Raw genomic sequence first — 20,395 nt, forward strand, 5'->3', positions numbered from 1 at the left:
GACGGCCGCAAGGTGGACGCATGAGCGCACCCGCAGCCCCCTCCCCGACCCCCGCCCCCATCCCTTCGCCCGACCGTTCCGCCGCGCCGGCGGCGCCGGCCCGCGCTCCGGGGACCGTTGCCGCCGGTCCCGACCGCCGGCGGGTGCTCGACTGGCGGATCCGGTTCGCCGTGCTGGCGGTGGTCTGGGGCTTCAGCTTCCTCTTCATGAAGGTGGGGACCGAGACCTACGCTCCGGTGCAGGTCTCCTTCGGCCGGGTGCTCTTCGGTTCGGCGGTGCTCTGCGCGGCGCTCGCCGTCCGCCGCGAGCGGCTGCCGCGGGGGCTGCGCACCTGGGGGCACCTGGCCGTGGCCGCCGTGCTGCTCAACACGCTGCCGTTCACGCTCTTCGCGTACTCCGAGCTCACCATCCCCTCCAGCCTCGCCGGCATCTGCAACGCCACGTCGCCCCTGTGGGGCATGGCGCTGTCGCTGGTCGCCCTCTCCGAGGACCGCCCGAGCCGGCGCCGGGTCGCGGGGCTGGGCATCGGTTTCGTGGGCGTGCTGACGGTGCTCGGCGCCTGGAGCGGCTTCTCGGGCCTGGACGCCAAGGGCACCGCGATGGCCCTGCTCGCCTCGTTCTGCTACCCGGTCGGCTGGATCTACGTCCGGCGCACGCTCGCCTCCCGCGAGGGCTCGCCGCTGGCGATGACGGCGGGCCAGCTGCTGCTGTCCACCGTGCAGCTGGGCCTGGTCCTGCCGGTGCTCAGCGGCGTGCCCACCGGCTTCGCGCTCATGCCCACGCTGGCCGTGCTGGCCCTGGGGGCGCTGGGCACCGGCTACGCGCTCCAGGCCCAGTACGCGCTCGTGACCGAGGTCGGGCCGACCACCGCGCAGATGGTCACGTACTTCATCCCCGTCATCGCCACCGCGGCCGGCGTGCTCGCGCTCGGCGAGGAACTGCACTGGAACACCCCGGTCGGTGCGGTGATCGTCCTGATCGGTGCGGCCCTGACCCAGAGCCGGCCCCGCCCGGCGGCGGCGACCTGACCCCCGCTCCCACACGATCACGGCCCCGGAACGCACGCTGCGTTCCGGGGCCGTGATCGTGTCCGGGGTCCGTGGTCCGGGTTCGGGTCCGCATCCGAGTCCCCCGGGCGACACGTCCGCGTCCGGCTCCCCGGACGGCGGGTACGCTCCCCCTGCGCCCGGCCGGCGCAGGTCAGACGTACCGCGCCCCGCGCCCCGGCCGCACCGCCTCCGCCACCGCCCGGGCCAGCTCCGCGACGTCCTCCGACGCCAGCTGCGACACCGACAGCCGCACCGCGGGCGGGGAGTCCACCCGGAAGCGCGCCCCGGGCGCGACGGCCCACCCCGCCGCCTGCAGCCGCGCCACCGCCCCCGTCTCGTCGGCCACCGGCACCCACACGTTGAACCCGCTGCGCCCGCGCGCCGCCACCCCGAGCCGCTCGAGCGCGGCCACCAGCGCGTCCCGCCGCTCGCTGTAGGAGCGGGCCACCGCGGCCGTGTCGAGCGTGCCGCGCTCCCACAGGTCCACGACGGCGTACTGGAGCAGGTGGCTGACCCATCCGGGTCCGAGCAGGTGCCGCCCCGCGACGCGGTCCGCCGTGACCCGGTCCGCGGTGAGGACCGCCAGCCGCAGGTCGGGCCCGTACGCCTTGGCCGTCGACCGTACGAACGCCCAGCTGCGGGTGGCGCCCGCCAGGGTGTGCAGCGGCTGCTCGACGATGCCGTGCCCGTGGTCGTCGTCGATCACCAGCACGTGCGGATGGCGCGACAGCAGCTCGCGCAGCTCGGCGGCGCGCCCGGCCGTCACCGCCGCCCCGGTCGGGTTCTGCGCCCGGTCCGTGACGATCAGCGCCCGGACCCCCTTGTCCAGCGCCGCGGCCACGCCCTCGGGGCGCGGCCCGTCGTCGTCGAGGGCGAACGGCACGACGCGCAGGCCCAGCGCGGGCACCAGGTCGTGCAGGCTCCCCCAGCCCGGGTCCTCGATGCCGACCGGGTCCCCGGGCTTGAGGTGCGCGGCCAGCACCCGCTCGATGGCGTCGAGCGAGCCCGAGGTGAGCACCACCGGCCCGGCGGGCACCCCGTCGGCGTCGAACGCGGCCCGCGCCAGCCGTTCCAGGTCCGGGTCGACGACGTCGTCGCCGTACTGGCCCGGCCGGCGCGCGTACCGCCGCGCCGCGGCCGCCAGGGCGTCCGCGAGGGGAGGCAACAGCGCGGCATCGGGGTTGCCGTCGGCGACGTCGCGCACGCCCGGCGGGAGCGGGAGGCGGATCGCCTCGCGGGCGAGGGTGGCGGGCTTGGCCCGCACCCGGCTGCCGCGCCGCCCGTCCGTGTCGATCAGGCCGCGCTCGCGCAGGGTCCGGTACGCGGCGGCCACGGTGTTGGGGTTCACGCCGAGCCGGCCGGCGAGTTCCCGCATGGGCGGGAGGACCGAACCCGGGGGCAGTGCGCCCGACGAGATGCCCAGCTCGACGCTGGCGGCGATTTCGTTGGCGCGACCGCCCGTGATTGCATACTCTCCTAGCACAAAGAACATTATGCACTAGTACAAAGGATTGCGCACATGGACACCGCCTCCTACGCCCCGACCGAGCGCACCGTGCCGACCCGCTCGCCCCAGCGCGCCGCGTACGACCACGAGACGGTGCACGCGATCCTCGACCAGGGCTACGTCTGCCACCTCGGCTTCGTCCGCGACGGCGCCCCGGTCGTGCTGCCGACGCTGTACGGCCGGGTGGGCCGGACCCTGTACGTGCACGGCTCGACCGGCTCGCGCCCGGTGCGGATGGCCGCCGGGGACGCGCAGGGGGCGTCGCCGGAGGGCCGGGAGCCGGGGCTGCCGGTGTGCCTGACGGTCACGCACGTGGACGGTCTGGTGCTGGCCCGGTCCGCCTTCCACCACTCGATGAACTACCGCTCGGTGGTCGTGCACGGCACCGCCCACCAGGTGACCGACGAGGAGGAGCGGCGCACGGCCCTCGACGCGCTGGTCGACCAGGTGGTCCCGGGCCGGTCCGCCGACTCACGGCCGGCCGACAAGAAGGAGCTGGCCGCCACGGCCGTGCTGCGCCTGGACCTGTCGGAGGTCTCGGCGAAGATCCGTACCGGCGGCCCCAACGACGACGCCGAGGACCTCGCCCTCCCCTACTGGGCGGGCGTCGTCCCGGTCGCCCCGGCCTACGGCGTCCCGGTCCCGGCCGCCGACCTGGACCCGGCCACGGCCGTGCCGGCGTACCTGCCGACGGCCGGCCGCTGAGGTGCGGGACGCCCCGCCGCACGGGGGTGGGCGGCGCGTCCCGTACGGTCACGCCGAGACGGGATCCGAGACGGGATCCGTGACGGAATCCGTCGCGGGCCCGCTCGATGCGGCGGGCCGCCTCGCCTCGCCGATCGCCAGCCCGGCCACCGCGGCGAGCAGCAGCACCGTGCCCGCGACGGTCGCCGCGGTGAGCCGCTCCCCGAGGCCGAACACCGCGATCGCGGCGGCGCTCACCGGCTCGATCAGCATGATCACGGACACCGTGGCGGCCCGCACCCGGGCCGCCCCCGTGAAGTACAGGGCGTACGCCAGCGCGGTCGGCACGCTCGCGGTGTAGGCGAGCAGCAGCACCACCCGCGCGGGGTCGCCCACCGTCGGCAGCAGCCCCTCGGCCAGCGCGAACGGGAGCAGTCCGACCGCGGCCACCGCGAACGACCACCCGGTGGTCACCAGCGGGTCGCCGCCGTTGCCGGTGCGCCCGAACCAGCGGGTGCGCAGCGTCATCCCGGCGTACCCGGTCGCGCTCAGCAGCGCGTACACCACGCCGAGCGGGCGCACCGTGCCGCCGCCGCTGCCCAGCACGAGGACCACCAGGCCGCCCAGGGCGCCCGCGACGGCGGCGGTGCCCCCGCCGCCGAGCCGCTCGCCCATCCACAGCCGGGCGCCGAGCGCGATCAGTACGGGCCCGGCGCCGAGGGTCACCACCGTGCCGACGGCGAGCCCGGTGTCCTGGACCGCCGCGAAGTACGCGGCCTGGAAGACGGTGAACAGCACGCCGGTGACGAGCAGGTCGCGCACCCGCGGGCCGGGGACGGCCGGCCGCCGTCGGACCGCGAGCACGCCGAGCAGGAGGGCCAGCCCGCCCGCGCAGCGCCAGAACGTCAGGGCCAGCGGCCCGAGGTCGCTGGCCAGGAAGAGCAGCGAGGCCGCGGCCCCGGCGGTGCCCCAGGCGGCACCCGCGACGGCGAGCTGGCCGAGGCTGCGCCCGACGGACGACGGTCCGACGTGCGGGGCGGCCGCGGACGGCGCGGCGGCAGGAGAGGGGGAAGGAGTGTTCGACACGTTTGCTTCTCCGCGAAGTACGGCTGTACAGGAGGACAGGGCGGAGGACGGCCGGGAACGGCCGGGTCCGCGGCTCCGTACGCGGGCAGCACGGCTACGCCCGCGGCAACTTGGAGGCCGGGGCGCAGCGTGACGGCGGGCCGGTGGGCCCGAGGATCGCCGCCCGCGTTACGCGGCGGGCGGCGAAAGCACGGTCGAATACATGGGCAGCACCTTATGTCGCGCTCGTCCCGCGGTCCAGCGCCGCCTGCGACCCGGCATCGGCCGCCGCGACGGCCCCCGGCTCGACCGCGGCCGCCGCGACCGGCCGCGCCACCGGCTCCGCGTCGCCCTCGGCGGGCTGGCCGCCGCGCGCCACGGGCCCGGTCGGGGCGTCCGCGGCCCGCGCCGCGCGGGCGGTCTGGGCGACGAAGGCGCCGGCGAGGACGAGCCCGCCGCCCGCGATCTGGGGCAGGGACAGGTGCTCGCCGAGCAGGATCCAGGCGAAGACGGTGGCCACGACCGCCTCCAGGCAGGCCACCACGCCGGCCACCTGCGGCGAGAGCTTGCGCACCGACACGACACCGGTGACGTACGCGAAGACGGTGGCGATCAGGATCACCCAGCCGACCAGCAGCAGGGCCGGCAGCCGGGTCCCGGCCAGCTCGGCGGTGCCGCCGAGGATGCTCCAGGGCAGGTTCCAGGGACGGGCGACGACGGTCAGCACGAGCGAGCCGACGAGCATGCCGTACGCGATGACGCCGAGCGGGTCGGGCGCGTCCGCCTCCTCGGTGCCGTGGTCGGACAGCACGAAGTAGCCGGCCTGGCAGCAGGCGGCGGCCACGCCGAGCAGGACGCCGACCGGGTCGAGGCTGACCCCGTTCCAGATCTCGACGACGCAGGCGAGACCGGCCACGGCGAGTGCGGCGCCGGCCGCGGCCGCCCGGGTGACCGGGCGGCGCTGGACGAACCGGATCCAGCCGAGCAGCAGCGCGGGGCCGAGGTACTCCAGCAGCAGGGCGACGCCGACCGGGATCCGGGAGATGGCGGCGAAGTAGAAGGCCTGGACGCCCGCCACCGCGAGCAGGCCGAAGCCGGCGAGCAGGGCGGGTTTGCGGCGCAGCAGGTCACGGTGGCGCCAGGCGAGCGGGCTGAGCACGAGGGCCGCGCCCGTCACCCGTATCCAGACCATGTGGAGCGGGTCGAGACCCGCTTCGATCAGCGGCTTCGCCGCCACACCGGAACCACCGAACGCGACCGCGGAGACCAGGGCCAGGCCCAGTCCCGCGTTTCTCCCTGACGCTTGCATCCGGCCATCATGACAGCCGCCGTCAGGACCGTCACCACCGAGACACCTGTTGAGACGGCTTCGCGTCCGGGCCGTGATCAACAGCCGAATCTGACGTGTCGTCAGTATTGAATGTTCCGCCGCCCCGGACTACCTTCCGCGCACCGAACCGACGACTAAGGGGTGGTCGCATGGCCGAAGTCACCGCGGAGGCGCGCATCGGGGCGCCCGCCGGCAAGGTCTGGACGCAGCTGCTGGACTGGGACGCGTACGGCCGGTGGAGCCAGACCCACACGAACTTCCCGAAGGGCGGGCCCGAGCACCTCGAGGTGGGCACCACCTACGAGGAGAACATGAAGATGATGGGCTTCCCGGCGGAGGTCGTCTGGACGGTCGAGGCCCTGGAGGCCGAGCGCGTCCTGGCGATCCGCGGCAAGGGACCGATGGGCGTGATCGTCGGAACCCGCTACACCCTCGCCCCCGACGGCCCGGACGCCACCACCGTCCGCATCGACGGCGAGTTCACGGGCGCGGCGGTGGCCCTGATGGCGGGGAAGCTGAAGGACTCCGCCACGGCCACCCTCAACGAATCCCTGCGCAAGCTCGCAGGCCTCGTGACCTGAGACCCCGCCCCGCGTACGCGTGCACCCCCGCGGCGGTCCGCGGGGGCGCAGTCGGTTCCGGGCACCGGCCCGACGCGCACCCGGTCGGGGCCGGCCGGACCGGACGCCGCCGGCCCGGTGCCGGGCGGCTCAGTGCTCATCGGCCAGGATCAGGTACAGCTTCTTGCGGGCCTCGTTGATGACCGAGACCGCCTTCTCGCGCTGCTCGGGCGTGCCCGTCTTCCAGACCTGCCCGAACGCCTCCATCAGGCCGAAGCCGGCCTGCCGGATCTCGTGCATGGCCTCCCAGTCGACGCCGCGACCGGCCTCCTCCCAGGGGGCCTGCGGCCCCGCCTCGGCCTCGGTGCGACCGGTGTCGGTGAGCGTGAACAGCTTCTTGCCGCCCTCGCTCTCGCTGGTGATCAGGCCCTCGTCCTCCAGCATCTGGAGGGTCGGGTAGACCGAGCCGGGGCTGGGCTTCCAGGCCCCGCCACTGCGCTCGCCGATCTCCTGGATCATCTCGTAGCCGTGCATCGGCCGGTCGGCCAGCAGGGCCAGGATCGAGGCGCGGACGTCACCGCGCCGGGCCCGCCCCCGCATCCCGCCGCGACCGCCCCCGCGGCCACCGCCGCCGAAGGGTCCGCCGAACGGCGGTCCGAAGGGGCCGAAGGCCGCCCGCCGCCCGGGCCCGAAGCCGGGCTTCTCACCGGGGCCGAACCCGCCCCGCCCGCCGGGACCGAAACCCCGGCCCCGGTCGTGGCCGCGCTCGTGGCCGTAGTCATGTCCGCAGTCGTGTCCGTGTGCGCGCATGGTGCGCTCCTTTCGACGTCGAGCCCGGCTGTCGAGCTCGTTGATCAGTCGCGATGGCTCACGATGCCATCGCGATGCTTCAACGATATATCGGAACCGATCGTCCGACAACCCCCTCCGAAGGCACCGGTGACGTGTCCGCCCCGGCGGACCCCGTCGCCGGAAAATCGAGTTCGACTTCCGGAGCGCGGTGATACAAGGTCCGGGTGACGACGAACCTCGATCTCCCCACCCTCCTGCGCCTGATCGACGAGCGATCGACCGCGTTCCGTGCCGCGATCGCCGCCGCACCCGACCTCGACGCGCAGGTACCGACCTGCCCCGAGTGGACGCTGTTCGACCTGGCACAGCACCTGGGCGAAGGACGTCGCAAGTGGGCCGGCATCGTGGCCGCGGGGCCCGCCGACGCGCCCCCGGCCGCGTCCGGGCCGGCGGGCGCCCCGACCCCGCCCCGGGAGCGCGAAGCCCTGGTGGCCTGGCTGGCGGCATCGACGCAACTGCTGCTGGACGCGCTGCGGGAGGCCGGACCGGACCGCGGTTGCTGGACGTGGTGGGGCGACTCGCAGTCACCGCAGACCTGCGGCGCCGTCGCCCGGCACCAGCTCCAGGAGGTCGCGGTCCACACCTACGACGCCCAGATCACCGTCGGTGCGCCGCAGCCGCTGCCGGACGAGGTGGCGCTCGACGGTGTCGACGAGTTCCTGACCACCTGCTGCGCGACGACGGCCGCCTGGCCGCACGAGCCCGCCACCGTCGACTACCACGCCGCCGAGGGCCGTTCCTGGCGCCTCCGACTGTCCGCGGACGGCGCACGGGTCACCGCCCCGCCCACGCCCGCCACCGACCCGGACGCGACCGACGCCTCCGCCCGGGGGGCCGCCGCCGACCTCGTCCTCGCCTTCTACGGCCGCGTCCCCGTCGACTCCCTGAAGCTCGACGGCGACCGCCACGTCTTCGACCGCCTCGTGGCCTGGGAGCCGGACGTCTAGCCGAAGATCTGGACGGAGGTCCGGCCGGAGGTCTGGGGATGCCCGGCGCATCAGGCCCGGACACCCCCTGGCACGCCCTCGGAAATCGAGTGGCCCGCCCCGCGCCCGGGTGGAACGATCCCCGGTGTCGAGCCGAGAGGAGACCGCCCGTGAGCGCTCCGCAGTCCACGCCCTCCCCTGCCGCGCCCGGACCCGAGGTGCGCACCGCAGCGGGGGTGCTGCGCGGCAGCCTGGAGGCTGGGGTCGCGGTCTTCCGCGGCGTCCCGTACGCCGAACCGCCCGTCGGCGCGCTCCGCTTCGCCGCGCCGCGGCCGGTGCGCCCGTGGGACGGGGTCCGGCCGGCCCTCTCGTACGGCCCGCCGCCCCCGCAGTCCGGCCTCCTCGGCACGGCGGCCCCGCAGGGGCCCGAGGCCACCGACTGCGACTGGCTCACCCTCAACGTCTGGACCCCCGACCCCACCGCCGCGCTGCCGGTGCTGGTGTGGATCCCCGGCGGCGGGTACGTGATCGGGGACGCCGGCCGGCCCGAGTACGACGGGGCCGTCCTGGCCGGGGCCGGCACCGTCGTGGTCACCCTCAACTACCGGCTCGGCATGGAGGGTTTCGCCCACCTCGCCGACGCCCCCGCCAACCGGGGCCTGCTCGACCAGGTCGCCGCCCTGGAGTGGGTGCGCGACAACGTCCGCGCGTTCGGCGGCGATCCCGACCGGGTCACCCTCTTCGGCCAGTCCGCCGGCGCCGGCTCGGTCGCCTCGCTGACCGCCGTACCGCGCGCGGCCGGGCTGTTCCGGCGGGCCGTCGCCCAGAGCGTGCCCGGTACGTTCTTCACGCCCGGGCTGGCCGCCGACATCGCCGCCGCCTGCGCCGCCGAGCTCGGGCTGCGGCCCACCGCGGCCGACCTGTCGCGCGTACCCCCGTCCGAGCTGCCCGCCGCCGGCGACGCGGTCGCGGCGAAGATGGCGCAGTGGGAGGACCGGTGGGGCCCGGTCACGCACCGGCCGATCCCCTTCGCACCCGTCGTCGACGGAGACGTCCTGCCGGCCACGCCGTGGCAGGCACTGGCCGACGGCGCCGGCCGGGACGTCGACCTGCTGGTCGGCCACACCCGCGACGAGCACCGGCTGTTCACGCTGATCGACGGCCTGCTCGGCGAGGTCACCGAGGAGCTGGCCGCGACCGCCCTCCGCCTGCTCGCCCCCGGGCCGGACGGCGCCCGCCGCTACCGCACGTCCTTCCCGGCCGCCGGGCCCGAAGAGCTCTGGGAACTGGTCAACGCCGACTGGCTGTTCCGCATGCCGAGCCTCCACCTCGCCCGCGCGCAGGCCGCCGGCGGCGGCCGGGTCCACGCCTACGAGCTGACCTGGACGGCCCCGGGCATGGGCGGTGCCCTCGGTGCCTGCCACGGCCTCGACGTACCGCTCGTCTTCGGCAACCTGCACAGCGGTGAGCCCGCCCTGCTGATCGGCCCGGACCCCTCCCCCGAGGCGGAGGCCCTGTCCGCCCGGATGCGCGCCGCGTGGACGGCGTTCGCCGCGCACGGCGACCCCGGCTGGCCCGCGTACGACGAGCACCGGCGCCGGGTCATGCTCCTCGACGCGGATCCGGCCGTCGCCGCGTACCCGGAAGAGGCCTCCCGGCTGCTCTGGGAGGACCACGCCTTCCCGGCCCTCCCCCTGATCGCCGACTGACCGACGAGTGACCGCCGGCCGACCGCCGGCGCCCCGACCAGGCCAGTTCCCCCGAATTGGCCTTGTCGGAGCCCCCACCCGCCCCCGTACGTTCGAGCGCATGCGCATCCGAATCGTCGACGCCTTCACCGACCGGCCCTTCGCCGGCAACCCCGCCGCCGTCCTCGTCCTGGACGGCGACGGCTTCCCCGACGACACCTGGCTGCAGCGCGTGGCCACCGAGATGAACCTCTCCGAGACCGCCTTCGTCCACCCGCTCCCGCCCGGCGGCCCGGCCGGCTGGGCCCTGCGCTGGTTCACCCCGGCCGTCGAGGTCGACATGTGCGGCCACGCCACCCTGGCCGCCGCCCACGTGCTGGCCATCACCGGCCGGGCCCGGGGCACGGTCACCTTCACGGCCCGCTGCGGGCTGCTGACCGCGGAGGCGGCCGGCGACGGCACGTACACGATGGACTTCCCGACCTCCTCCCTCACGCCCGTCGACACCCCGAAGGACATCGCGGACGCGCTCGGCACCGAGGTGCTCACGGTGCACGACACGGCCGAGCACATCGGGGACCTGGTCGTCGAACTGCGCGACGAGCGGACCGTGCGCGAGGTGCGCCCCGACCTCGGGGCCCTGCGGGCGTACGCGCGGCGCGGGGTGATCGTCACCGCGGCGGCCGAGGACCCCGGGCACGGCTACGACTTCGTCTCGCGCGGGTTCTTCCCGGCCGCGGGCATCGACGAGGACCCGGTCACCGGCAGCGCGCACACCGCCCTCGCCCCGTTCTGGGCCGCCCGACTGGGCCGGACCGACCTGACCGGCCTGCAGGGCGGGGCCCGCCAGGGGCTGGTACGGGTGCGGCTGCGCGGCGAGCGGACCCTGCTGACCGGCGGCGCGGTGACCGTACTGGAGGGCGACCTGCTCGCGACGCCCTGAACGGCGGTCAGCGCGTGGGCAGCCACCCCACGTGCCCCGCGAGCAGCGCGTACCCCACGAACGCCACGATGTCGAGGAGCGAGTGCGCGACCACCAGGGGGCCCACCCGCCCCCACCGGCGGTAGAGCAGCACGAACACCACGCCCATGACCATGTTGCCGACGAGGCCGCCGATGCCCTGGTAGAGGTGGTACGAGCCGCGCAGCACCGAGCTCGCGGCCAGCGCCGCCGGCGCGGACCAGCCCAGCTGCCCCAGCCTCCGCAGCAGGTACCCGAGGACGATGACCTCCTCGACCACCGCGTTCTGCACGGCGGACAGGATCAGCACGGGGAACTTCCACCACACGTCGGGCAGCGCCTCCGGCACCACGGTCAGATTGCCCCCGGCCGCCCGCGCCGCCAGGTAGAAGGCCAGCCCCGCGCTGCCGATCCCGGCCGCCACCAGAGCGCCCCGCCCGAGGTCCGACCCCGGGCGGGTGCGGTCGAAGCCCAGGGTCCGCAGCCCGGGCGCGCCCTCCCGCATCAGCAGGTGGGCGACGAGCAGCACCGGCACCAGCGCCGAGGCGATCCCGAACAGCTGCCAGGCCAGGTCGAGCCAGGGCCGACCGGGGGCGTGCGAGGCGTTGAGCGTGGCGGCCTGGTCCTTGAGCCCGCCCGGCCTGGTGACCGATCCGATGAAGCTGATCAGCGCGGAGAGCGCGCTCGCACCGAGCGACAGCGCGAGCACCAGCAGCGTCTCCGACGCGAGGATCCGCTGCTCAGGCCTCGTGTCACGCAAAGATCCGACCACCGTTCCCCGCTCTGCCCGCACGACTGACTCCGATTCGACGTTCCCGTTCCCTCCGCGCCGCCGCACCGCTAGGGTCTCGCCAGCGTGTACGAAGATCGCCCGTACGTGCCGGGGAGGGCTGCCCGGGGAGAGGGCGCCTCCCCATACTGCCCGGCCGGTACCCCGCGGGCGCACGAGGGGTTCCCGGAGGGGCACGACCAGCATGGGACGTCACAGCCTGCCCGACATGCGCACCGACCGCGACGAGGCGCCCCGCGGCCGGTCCGCCCGCCGCCGCGCCGTCGTCATCGGCACCGCGCTGGCCCTCGCCGCCGGCGCCGTGGCCGTGGCGGCCGCCCAGGGGGCGCTGCCCTTCTCCCGCGACGCGTGCGCCGACCGCCCGGTCCGGCTGCGGGTGGTCGCGAGCCCCGAGATCGCACCCGTCGTGCGGGAGGCCGCCGACCGGGCGCGGGCGCGGCACCTGACCTCGGACGGCCGGTGCCTGGCGGTGACCGTGACGGCCCGCGAGTCCCGCGACGTGGCCCTCGAACTCGGTGCCGGCCGGCACGAACCGGCGTACGACGTCTGGATCCCGGACTCCGGCGCCTGGGTGGAGCGCACCCGCATGGAGCCCGACTCCACCGCGGTGGCGAGCGTGGGAACGGTGGCCTCGTCCCCCGTCGTGCTGGCCGCCGCGCCGACCGCCGCCCGCGTGCTGGGCTGGCCGAAGTCGACGTACACCTGGGGTGAACTGGCCGCGGCCGGGCTGCGCGGCCCGGACCTGCGGATCGGCGCCGCCGACCCGACCGGGAGCGCGACGGCGCTGTTGGCGCTCGGGCGGATCGCCGCCTCGGCCAAGGCCATGGGGCCGGACGGGGACGTGGTCGCCGCCGGCACGGCCAAACTGCTCGCCCAGCGCGTCACGGCCTCGGACGCCCTGGTGACCGCCACCCTGGCGCGCGACGACTCCGACGCCGAGCGCTCCGACCCCCGGCGCAACCAGGCCCTGATCCTCTCCGAGCAGGCCGCCCACCGGCACAACTCCGCCCGCAAGGGCTCCCACCTGGGCCTGTTCTACGCCGCGGACGGCGCACCGCTGCTGGACTACCCCTACACGCTCGTCGACGAGCGGCGGCTCGACCTGGACGGGAACCGGGCCGCGATGCGCTTCTTCCAGCTGCTGGGCGCCGAGGACGCCCGCGCCGCCCTGGCCCGCGCGGGCTTCCGCGACCGGCGCGCCGCCCCTGCCCCGGCCGTGGTCCAGCGGGCCGGCGGGGACGCGGCGCAGCCGGTCGGCGCGGTCCTCGCGCAGCCGCCGACCGGCAAGGACGTGCAGGCGGCGCTGGCGATGTGGACGATCACCGTGCAGAGCGCCCGGCTGACCACGGTGGTGGACGCCTCCGGTTCCATGGCCGCCGCGGTGCCCGGGCACGGCGACCGCTCGCGCATGCGGGTGACCCGTGAGTCGCTGGTGCAGGGCCTGGCCACGTTCACCCCGCGGGACGAGGTGGGGCTGTGGGAGTTCGCCACCCGTCTCGACGGTCCGCGCGACTACCGGGTGTTGGTGCCGACGCGCCGGCTGGGCGAGCGGTTCGAGGACGGCTCGACGCAGCAGCAGCGACTGGTGGCGGCCTTCAACGGGCTGACCCCCGAACCGGACGGCGCCACCGGCCTGTACGACACCGCGCTGGCGGCCTACCGGGTGGCCCGGAACTCGTACGCGCCCGGCAAGTTCAACGCGGTGGTGATCCTCACGGACGGGGTCAACGAGGACCCCGGATCACCCTCCCGCGCGGCCGTGGTCGCACGGCTGGCGCAGCTGGCCGACCGGGACCGGCCGGTGCCGCTGATCGCGCTGGCGATCGGCCCGGACGCCGACCTCGGCGAGCTCGGGCCGATCGCGGCCGCGACGGGTGGGGGCGCCTACCGGGTCAGCGACCCCACCCAGATCCACACGGTCATCCTCCGGGCGATCAGCGCCGCCGGCCGCGGCTGACCCCGACCGCCGGCCCGGGACGGACCCCGGTCACTTCCGTCGGGCGGGACTGATCACGGCCGGAGCCGGCAGGTCGTCGTCCGCCGGCCCCACCGGCCAGGTGTGCACCGGCTCGCCGCGGTGGCTGAGCTCGGCGTAGCGACGGGTGAGCGCGGCGAGCGCGGCGTCCCGGCCCAGCCCGGCGGAGCGGGCCCGGTGGTACGTCTCCACCTGCCAGGTCGCGCCGTTGGCCCGGCGCCGGCAGCGCTCCTCGATGATGCCGAGGTAGCGGTCCCGGTCGGCCGGCTCGATGCCCCAGGCGTCGAGCCCGGCGGCGGCCATCGGCAGCAGCTCGTCGAGGACCAGCCGGTCGGCGGGTACGCTCGCCAGGCCCCCGCCCCGGCCGCGGCGGGGCCAGCGCAGCCGCGCGTCGATGCCGTACCGGCAGGCGGCGTCGAAGTTGGCCTCGGCCTCGGCGAACGGCATCCGGGTCCACACCGGGCGCGGCTCCTCGGCGAGGGTGCGCACCAGCCCGTAGTAGAACGCGGCGTTGGCGACCACGTCGACGACGGTGGGGCCGGCCGGCAGCACCCGGTTCTCGACGCGCAGGTGCGGCTTGCCGTCGGCGACCCCGTACACCGGCCGGTTCCAGCGGTAGACGGTGCCGTTGTGCAGCACCATCTCCTGGAGCCGGGGCACCCCGCCCTCGGCGAGCACCCGCAGCGGCTCCTCCTCGTCGCAGATGGGCAGCAGGGCCGGGAAGAACCGTACGTTCTCCTCGAAGAGCTCGTACGCCGACTCCACCCACCGCTCGCCGAACCAGGTGCGCGGCCGCACGCCCTGGGCCTGGAGTTCGGGCGGCCGCGTGTCGGTGGCCTGGGTGAACAGCGGCGGCCTCGACTCGCGCCACAGCTCGCGGCCGAACAGGAAGGGCGAGTTCGCGCCCACCGCGATCTGGGCGGCGGTGACGCACTGGGCGGCGTTCCACACCGCCGCGAACCGGGCCGGGGTGACCTGGAGGTGCAACTGCACGGAGGTGCAGGCCGCTTCGGGCACGATCGAGCCGGAGGTGCAGCTCAGCCGCTCGACCCCGTCGATGTCGAGGATGAAGTCCTCGCCGCGCAGCATGAGGATCTGCTCGTTGAGGAGCGAGTAGCGGTCGACGTCGGACAGGTTGGCGGCGACCACGTCGGCATGGGCGATGGTCGGCAGGATCCCGACCATCACGACGCCGGCGTCGATCTCGGCGGCCATTCGGTGGGCGTAGCCCAGTCCGGTGCTCAGCTCTTCGGTGAGCTGGTCGAATACCCGCCCGGCGAGCCGGTGCGGGACGATGTTCACCTCCAGGTTGAACATGCCGAGTTCCGTTTGGAAATCAGTGCTCGCTATTCGGTCGAGCACCTGTGCATTCATCATGCGCGGGAGTCCGTCGGAACCCGCCAGATTCAGCTCGATCTCCAGCCCCATGAGATTCTTTGGCCGATCGAACCGCTTCTCCGCCAGAAGTCGCTCCAGTCCCTCGAGGCACTCGTGGAGCTTCCTCCGATACCGTTGCCGATCGGACAGGTCGAATCCGCCTGCCACGACCTTCTCCCCCATCGAAGCGTCCCTCCTGGAGTGGGCGCGCCCAGGGCCCCGGGCGCACGCGTTACGGTCGATGATGCCCCGGCGCGGTGATCGATAACGCGGACGGGCGGGCCGGTGGCGGGGAGCGTGCGCCGGTTTGGCCGAACCGGCGCGTCGGCACGTTCTCGCGGCATGTGACAGCAGGCCGTGGCATTCCGCAATTTCCTTTAGTATGTGCTGCCTTCGGCGGGCGGCGCTTTCCAACCCGGCCGGCGCTGCGGTAACCTCCGAGGTCAGCGAGCGAAACGCGTGAGTACACGGTATGGAAAGCAGCGCGGTGACCGGTGGCCATCCCTACGGCAATGGGGAGGACAACCGGCCGAAACACCACGTGAACACATGTCGTATAAACTCCGCAAACGAGGCAGAGAGTTGGCGCGCGGCCATTGCCCCACTGCCCCCCTCTGGCCCCAGAATGCGACAGCGCCGTCCGCACCTGCCCGTTCCACCTCCCTCCTTGCGAGAGGCGACCCCACCATGCCGCTGCATGTTTCCACGGCCCCCGCCGCCGCCCTGCGCAGCGTTATCGCGGCACTCGGTTCCCCGACCGCGGTCCACGAGGCGCACACGCCGGCCCTGCGCGCCTTCGAGGGCCCGCTCACGCCCGAACTCCCGCTGCCGGTGCACGTGCTCGACCGGCTGAACCTCTCGCATCGGGCTTCCGGCGGGCGGCCGCCGCGCACACGGCTGACGGGCTGGCGGTTCCTGATCCGCGGCGGCGACCGGTACGTGGCCGCGGCGGACACCCGGCTCACCCCCGACGGGTGGGCCTTCTCCCACTTCTTCGAGGGCCCGTACGTGGCCGCCACCGAACGCGCCCTGCGGCAGGCGGAGTCGGTGGGCGCCCCGTACCAGCCCCGACTGCTGTCCGTTCCGGAGCTGTACATGTTGACGTTGTGGCTGCACGGGGCCGTGGGCGCGGACCCGGCGGCGGGTCTGCCGGCGGCCGCGGACCTGCTGGTTCCGCTCGCGCCGGCGCCGCCGGGGATCGCGGCGTACCGTCCGCATCCGGTGTCCGAACTCCTGCCCGTACTGACTCATCGGCTCGCACCACCGGTTCTGGCCACTCCTGCCTGATCCGCCTGCGCCATTCGGACTAGTCCGTCCCGGCCAGGCACGAACCATCCGAAGAGGCAGGGTAGTTGGGCTGAACCGCCCGCAAGGGTGATGCGTCATCAATCAGTGAGGACAGCTGCCAGGAAATCCCTGCGGACCGACCGCCGTGGGGCAAGACTGGGGTCCTGCTCCCGCTCTGGCGGGAAGACCCCTACTGGGGAACTGACCGAACGATTGACGGGGGGCGGCCATGAACACCGATTCCAGCCGCAGGACGACACTCACCACTCCGCAGCGAAAGAACGCATCCATGTGCCAGCACCAGCCACCCTGCCCTTCAGCCGACTCCGCCGACCGGGAGGCCGCCCAGCCCGTGGCGCACCACCCGGAGCAGGGGTGGAGCCTGCTGTGCAACGGCGTCCTCGTCTTCGAGGACACCGGTGAGCTGCTGCCGGACGGCCAGATCATCGCACCGCACCGCCCGCTGGCCTCGACCCAGGTGGCCAAGGCGGCCTGACGCGGCGGGGCGGGGGCCCGGCACGGCAGCGGGCCCGCGACGGCACGCGGAAGGGGCCGGTCCGGAGGATCACTCCTCCGGACCGGCCCCTTCCGCGACTATCGGTCAGCCGTGCGGACCGTCACCCGGTCAGTTGTCGTACTCGTCCAGGGGCGGGCAGGAGCAGACCAGGTTGCGGTCGCCGAAGGCGCCGTCGATGCGGCGCACCGGCGGCCAGTACTTCTCGGTGGCCGTCACGCCTGCCGGGAAGACCGCCTCGTCGCGGGTGTACGGGTGGTTCCACTCGCCGCCCAGCGCCGCCGCGGTGTGCGGGGCGTTGTGGAGCGGGTTGTCGTCGGCCGGCCACTCGCCGCCGGCGACCCGCTCGATCTCGCCGCGGATGGAGATCATCGCGTCGCAGAAGCGGTCGATCTCGCCGAGGTCCTCGGACTCGGTGGGCTCGATCATCAGCGTGCCGGCGACCGGGAACGACATGGTCGGGGCGTGGAAGCCGTAGTCGATCAGGCGCTTGGCGATGTCGTCGACGCTGACGCCGGTCTCCTTGGAGAGCGGGCGCAGGTCGATGATGCACTCGTGCGCGACCAGGTCGCCGGGACCCGTGTAGAGCACCGGGTAGTGCGGCTCCAGGCGCTTGGCGATGTAGTTGGCGCCGAGCACCGCCACCTGGGTGGCGCGCTTGAGGCCCTCGCCGCCCATGAGGCGCACGTACGACCACGAGATCGGCAGGATGCCGGCGGAGCCCCACGGGGCGGCCGAGATCGGGCCGACACCGGTCTCCGGACCGGCGGTGGGCTGCAGCGGGTGGTTCGGCAGGTACGGGGCCAGGTGGGACCGGACCGCGACCGGGCCGACGCCCGGGCCGCCGCCGCCGTGCGGGATGCAGAAGGTCTTGTGCAGGTTCAGGTGCGAGACGTCGCCGCCGAAGTGGCCCGGCTTGGCGAGGCCGACCAGGGCGTTGAGGTTGGCGCCGTCGACGTACACCTGGCCGCCGGCGTCGTGCACCAGGCCGCAGATCTCGGCGACGTGCTCCTCGAACACACCGTGCGTGGACGGGTAGGTGATCATCAGCACGGCGAGCTCGTCGCGGTGCTGCTCGATCTTGGCGCGCAGGTCGGCGGCGTCGACCTCACCGTCGTCGGCGGTCTTGACGACGACCACCTTCATGCCGGCCATGACCGCGGAGGCGGCGTTGGTGCCGTGCGCGGAGGACGGGATGAGGCAGATGGTGCGCTGCTCGTCGCCGTTGGCGCGGTGGTAGGCGCGGACGGCCAGCAGGCCGGCCAGCTCGCCCTGGGAACCGGCGTTGGGCTGGAGCGAGACGCTGTCGTAGCCGGTGACCTCGCAGAGACGTTCCTCCAGCTCGTGGATGAGCGTGAGGAAGCCCTGGACCTGGTCGACCGGGGCGAAGGGGTGGAGCTGGCCGAACTCGGGCCAGGTCACCGACTCCATCTCGGTGGTCGCGTTGAGCTTCATGGTGCAGGAGCCCAGCGGGATCATGCCGCGGTCCAGCGCGTAGTCCTTGTCCGCCAGCTTGCGCAGGTAGCGCAGCATCTGGGTCTCGGAGCGGTGCTGGTGGAAGACCGGGTGGGTCAGGTACGCGTCGGTGCGCAGCAGCGCCTCGGGCAGCGTGTCCGCGGCGGAGGCGTCGAGGGCCTCGATGTCGGCGGTGACGCCGAAGGCGGCCCAGACGGCCTCGACGTGGGCGCGCAGGGTGGTCTCGTCGCAGGAGATCGAGACGTGGTCCGCGTCGACGAGGTGCAGGTTGACCCCGCCCCGGCGGGCCGCGGCGACGACCTCGGCGGCGCGGCCGGGGACGCGGGCGGTCAGCGTGTCGAAGTAGGCGGCGTGGACCAGCTCGACCCCGCCGGCCGTCAGGCCGGCGGCCAGCACGGTGGCGTAGCGGTGGGTCCGCTGCGCGATCTGCTTCAGGCCGTCGGGGCCGTGGTAGACGGCGTACATGCCGGCCATGACGGCCAGCAGCACCTGCGCGGTGCAGATGTTGCTGGTGGCCTTCTCGCGGCGGATGTGCTGCTCGCGGGTCTGCAGGGCGAGGCGGTAGGCCTTGTTGCCGTCCGCGTCGACCGAGACGCCGACGAGGCGGCCGGGCAGCGAGCGGGCGTGCTTGTCCTGGACGGCCATGTAGCCGGCGTGCGGGCCGCCGAAGCCCATCGGCACGCCGAAGCGCTGGGTGGTGCCGACGGCGATGTCCGCGCCGAGGGAGCCCGGCGAGGCCAGCAGGGTCAGGGCGAGCAGGTCGGCGGCGACGGTGACGATCGCGCCGAGCTCGTGGGCCTGGTCGATGACCGGCTTGATGTCGCGGACCGCACCCGAGGCACCCGGGTACTGGATCAGGACGCCGAAGACACCGCGCTCGACGATGTCGGCCGGGATGCCCGCGGACAGGTCGGCGACGACGACCTCGACACCGGTCGGCTCGGCGCGGGTCTCGATGACGGCGACGGTCTGCGGCAGCGCGTCGGCGTCCACGACGTACACGCCGTTCTTGACCTTGCCGACGCGGCGCGAGAGGGACATGGCCTCGGCGGCCGCGGTGCCCTCGTCGAGCAGGGAGGCGCCGGAGGTCGGCAGGCCCGTCAGGTCGGCGACCACGGTCTGGAAGTTGATCAGGGCCTCGAGCCGGCCCTGGGAGATCTCGGGCTGGTACGGCGTGTAGGCCGTGTACCAGCTCGGGTTCTCCATGACGTTGCGCAGGATCACCGGCGGGGTGAACGTGCCGTAGTAGCCGAGGCCGATCATCGGGGCGAGGACCTCGTTGCGGGCGGCGAGGGAGCGCAGCTCGGCGAGCACCTCGGCCTCGGTGCGGGCCTCGGGGAGGTTCAGGGCCTCCGCGCTCTTGATCACGTCGGGCACCGCGGCCGCGGTGAGCTCGTCGAGCGAGCCGTAGCCGACCTGGGCGAGCATCTTGGCCTGGGCCTCGGAGTCAGGGCCGATGTGGCGCTGCTCGAAGGGGATGCCGCGCTCGAGCTGGGAGAGCGGGATACGGGGGGCGGTCATGGGCGGAGGCCTCCTGGTCTGACGACCTGCGAGGGGTACCACGGCGCGGGCACCCGGACGGCCTCCCCCTCTGTCATCTCAACCTGAGAGCTTCACCGGCGGGCCCGAGGGCACGCCGGCTTTCACCGTCGGTGAGGAGGGGTTCCGGATCGTGACCGTCCGACGCCCGCCCTGCTTTCCAGAGTGGCCTCGTCCGTGCGGTACGTCTGCCTGAGAGATTCCGGGGAGGATTTGCTCCTTCGGCGCCTCCGCCTAACTCACTCGGAGGACTCTCCCGCGCGGGGTCAGCAGCCGGAAACCAGACTACCAGCGAGGTTCCCGGGACTCCCTCGAGTGGCCCCCTCTCCGAATATGCACTTTTGTAGTCATTACGGAGCAGTTGCGACCACGTGGAGGGACCGTGCAGACCGATATCGATCCGCGCAGCCTGATCGGCCGCAAGGCGTTCGACATCAACGGCACCAAGATCGGCACGGTCGACGAGGTCTACCTCGACGACGCGACCGGGGAACCGGAGTGGGCCGCCGTGCGCACCGGCCTCTTCGGGCGGGACGCCTTCGTCCCCCTGGAGCCCAGCGAAGTCGTCGGGGACGCGCTCCGCGTGCCCTTCGACCGCTCCCTGATCAAGGACGCCCCCGACTTCGGCGTCGGCCGCCACCTCTCCCCGGAGCAGGAACTCCAGCTCTACCACCACTACGGCCTGGACGTCCGACTCCCCGGCGAGATCGCCCCGCCCCCGGACCGTGACTTCGGCCACCTGGCCAACGACAACGGCTCCTGACGCCCGGCCGACGATCGGGCGGCACGACTCCCGCGCCGCCCCCGGCCGGGGA

At 74.2% G+C, this 20,395-nt stretch carries 17 protein-coding genes and 1 riboswitch; of the genes, 10 read left to right on the forward strand and 7 right to left on the reverse strand.

Annotation, left to right across the window (positions count from 1 at the left end; genetic code table 11):
- Positions 1–20 precede the first annotated feature (20 nt).
- Positions 21–1,028, forward strand: a complete 1,008-nt coding sequence (locus ACIQCH_RS14300; protein ID WP_402580974.1) for a DMT family transporter — start codon at positions 21–23, stop codon at positions 1,026–1,028.
- 172 nt (positions 1,029–1,200) lie between these two features.
- Here ACIQCH_RS14300 and ACIQCH_RS14305 read toward each other — a convergent pair whose 3' ends face one another.
- The gene (locus ACIQCH_RS14305) at positions 1,201–2,532 is read right to left on the reverse strand and encodes an aminotransferase class I/II-fold pyridoxal phosphate-dependent enzyme (RefSeq protein ID WP_402580975.1); all 1,332 of its coding nucleotides are present in this window, start codon (positions 2,530–2,532) and stop codon (positions 1,201–1,203) included.
- A gap of 36 nt (positions 2,533–2,568) precedes the next feature.
- Between ACIQCH_RS14305 and ACIQCH_RS14310 the strand changes: the two genes are divergently transcribed.
- Complete coding sequence (locus ACIQCH_RS14310) at positions 2,569–3,261, forward strand: pyridoxamine 5'-phosphate oxidase family protein (protein ID WP_402580976.1); 693 nt, start codon at positions 2,569–2,571, stop codon at positions 3,259–3,261.
- Positions 3,262–3,309: 48 nt separating this feature from the next.
- Here the strand turns inward: ACIQCH_RS14310 and ACIQCH_RS14315 are convergent, their stop codons facing one another.
- Together ACIQCH_RS14315 and ACIQCH_RS14320 are read right to left on the reverse strand one after the other, a co-directional pair.
- Positions 3,310–4,326, reverse strand: coding sequence for a DMT family transporter (locus ACIQCH_RS14315; RefSeq protein ID WP_402580977.1), 1,017 nt, complete (start codon positions 4,324–4,326; stop codon positions 3,310–3,312).
- A gap of 214 nt (positions 4,327–4,540) precedes the next feature.
- On the reverse strand, positions 4,541–5,614 hold the full coding sequence (locus ACIQCH_RS14320) for an EamA family transporter (protein WP_402580978.1): 1,074 nt from the start codon (positions 5,612–5,614) through the stop codon (positions 4,541–4,543).
- 170 nt (positions 5,615–5,784) lie between these two features.
- Between ACIQCH_RS14320 and ACIQCH_RS14325 the strand changes: the two genes are divergently transcribed.
- Positions 5,785–6,216, forward strand: coding sequence for an SRPBCC family protein (locus tag ACIQCH_RS14325; protein WP_402580979.1), 432 nt, complete (start codon positions 5,785–5,787; stop codon positions 6,214–6,216).
- A 129-nt stretch (positions 6,217–6,345) separates the two neighbouring features.
- Here ACIQCH_RS14325 and ACIQCH_RS14330 read toward each other — a convergent pair whose 3' ends face one another.
- A complete protein-coding gene (locus ACIQCH_RS14330) occupies positions 6,346–7,005 on the reverse strand; it encodes a PadR family transcriptional regulator (RefSeq protein WP_402580980.1) in 660 nt (219 codons plus the stop codon).
- Between the two features lie 206 nt (positions 7,006–7,211).
- Here ACIQCH_RS14330 and ACIQCH_RS14335 point away from each other — a divergent pair, with 206 nt between their 5' ends.
- The 3 genes from ACIQCH_RS14335 to ACIQCH_RS14345 all read left to right on the forward strand — a co-directional run bounded on the left by ACIQCH_RS14335 (position 7,212) and on the right by ACIQCH_RS14345 (position 10,604).
- The gene (locus ACIQCH_RS14335) at positions 7,212–7,994 is read left to right on the forward strand and encodes a maleylpyruvate isomerase family mycothiol-dependent enzyme (RefSeq protein ID WP_402580981.1); all 783 of its coding nucleotides are present in this window, start codon (positions 7,212–7,214) and stop codon (positions 7,992–7,994) included.
- Positions 7,995–8,143: 149 nt separating this feature from the next.
- Positions 8,144–9,682: a carboxylesterase/lipase family protein gene (locus ACIQCH_RS14340; protein ID WP_402580982.1), complete on the forward strand. Its 1,539-nt coding sequence runs from the start codon at positions 8,144–8,146 to the stop codon at positions 9,680–9,682.
- 100 nt (positions 9,683–9,782) lie between these two features.
- Positions 9,783–10,604, forward strand: a complete 822-nt coding sequence (locus ACIQCH_RS14345; protein ID WP_402580983.1) for a PhzF family phenazine biosynthesis protein — start codon at positions 9,783–9,785, stop codon at positions 10,602–10,604.
- Between the two features lie 7 nt (positions 10,605–10,611).
- Here the strand turns inward: ACIQCH_RS14345 and ACIQCH_RS14350 are convergent, their stop codons facing one another.
- On the reverse strand, positions 10,612–11,382 hold the full coding sequence (locus tag ACIQCH_RS14350; RefSeq protein WP_402580984.1) for a CPBP family intramembrane glutamic endopeptidase: 771 nt from the start codon (positions 11,380–11,382) through the stop codon (positions 10,612–10,614).
- A gap of 214 nt (positions 11,383–11,596) precedes the next feature.
- Between ACIQCH_RS14350 and ACIQCH_RS14355 the strand changes: the two genes are divergently transcribed.
- Positions 11,597–13,369: a substrate-binding domain-containing protein gene (locus ACIQCH_RS14355; RefSeq protein ID WP_402580985.1), complete on the forward strand. Its 1,773-nt coding sequence runs from the start codon at positions 11,597–11,599 to the stop codon at positions 13,367–13,369.
- Positions 13,370–13,399: 30 nt separating this feature from the next.
- Here the strand turns inward: ACIQCH_RS14355 and ACIQCH_RS14360 are convergent, their stop codons facing one another.
- A complete protein-coding gene (locus ACIQCH_RS14360; RefSeq protein WP_402580986.1) occupies positions 13,400–14,947 on the reverse strand; it encodes a glutamate--cysteine ligase in 1,548 nt (515 codons plus the stop codon).
- A 504-nt stretch (positions 14,948–15,451) separates the two neighbouring features.
- On the opposite strand from ACIQCH_RS14360, the gene ACIQCH_RS14365 reads away from it, so the two are divergent.
- Both ACIQCH_RS14365 and ACIQCH_RS14370 read left to right on the forward strand, forming a co-directional pair.
- Positions 15,452–16,051, forward strand: a complete 600-nt coding sequence (locus ACIQCH_RS14365) for a hypothetical protein (protein WP_402580987.1) — start codon at positions 15,452–15,454, stop codon at positions 16,049–16,051.
- A 289-nt stretch (positions 16,052–16,340) separates the two neighbouring features.
- On the forward strand, positions 16,341–16,547 hold the full coding sequence (locus tag ACIQCH_RS14370) for a DUF5999 family protein (RefSeq protein ID WP_402580988.1): 207 nt from the start codon (positions 16,341–16,343) through the stop codon (positions 16,545–16,547).
- Positions 16,548–16,676: 129 nt separating this feature from the next.
- Here ACIQCH_RS14370 and gcvP read toward each other — a convergent pair whose 3' ends face one another.
- Positions 16,677–19,562 (reverse strand): aminomethyl-transferring glycine dehydrogenase, encoded by a 2,886-nt coding sequence (gene gcvP / locus ACIQCH_RS14375; protein ID WP_402580989.1) that lies wholly within the window; start codon positions 19,560–19,562, stop codon positions 16,677–16,679.
- Between the two features lie 188 nt (positions 19,563–19,750).
- Positions 19,751–19,849, reverse strand: a riboswitch (glycine riboswitch).
- Positions 19,850–19,962: 113 nt separating this feature from the next.
- Here gcvP and ACIQCH_RS14380 point away from each other — a divergent pair.
- On the forward strand, positions 19,963–20,343 hold the full coding sequence (locus ACIQCH_RS14380) for a PRC-barrel domain-containing protein (protein WP_402580990.1): 381 nt from the start codon (positions 19,963–19,965) through the stop codon (positions 20,341–20,343).
- Positions 20,344–20,395 lie beyond the last annotated feature (52 nt).

The sequence above is a fragment of the Streptomyces sp. NPDC093225 genome, from assembly GCF_044753805.1.
GTDB lineage: Bacteria > Actinomycetota > Actinomycetes > Streptomycetales > Streptomycetaceae > Streptomyces.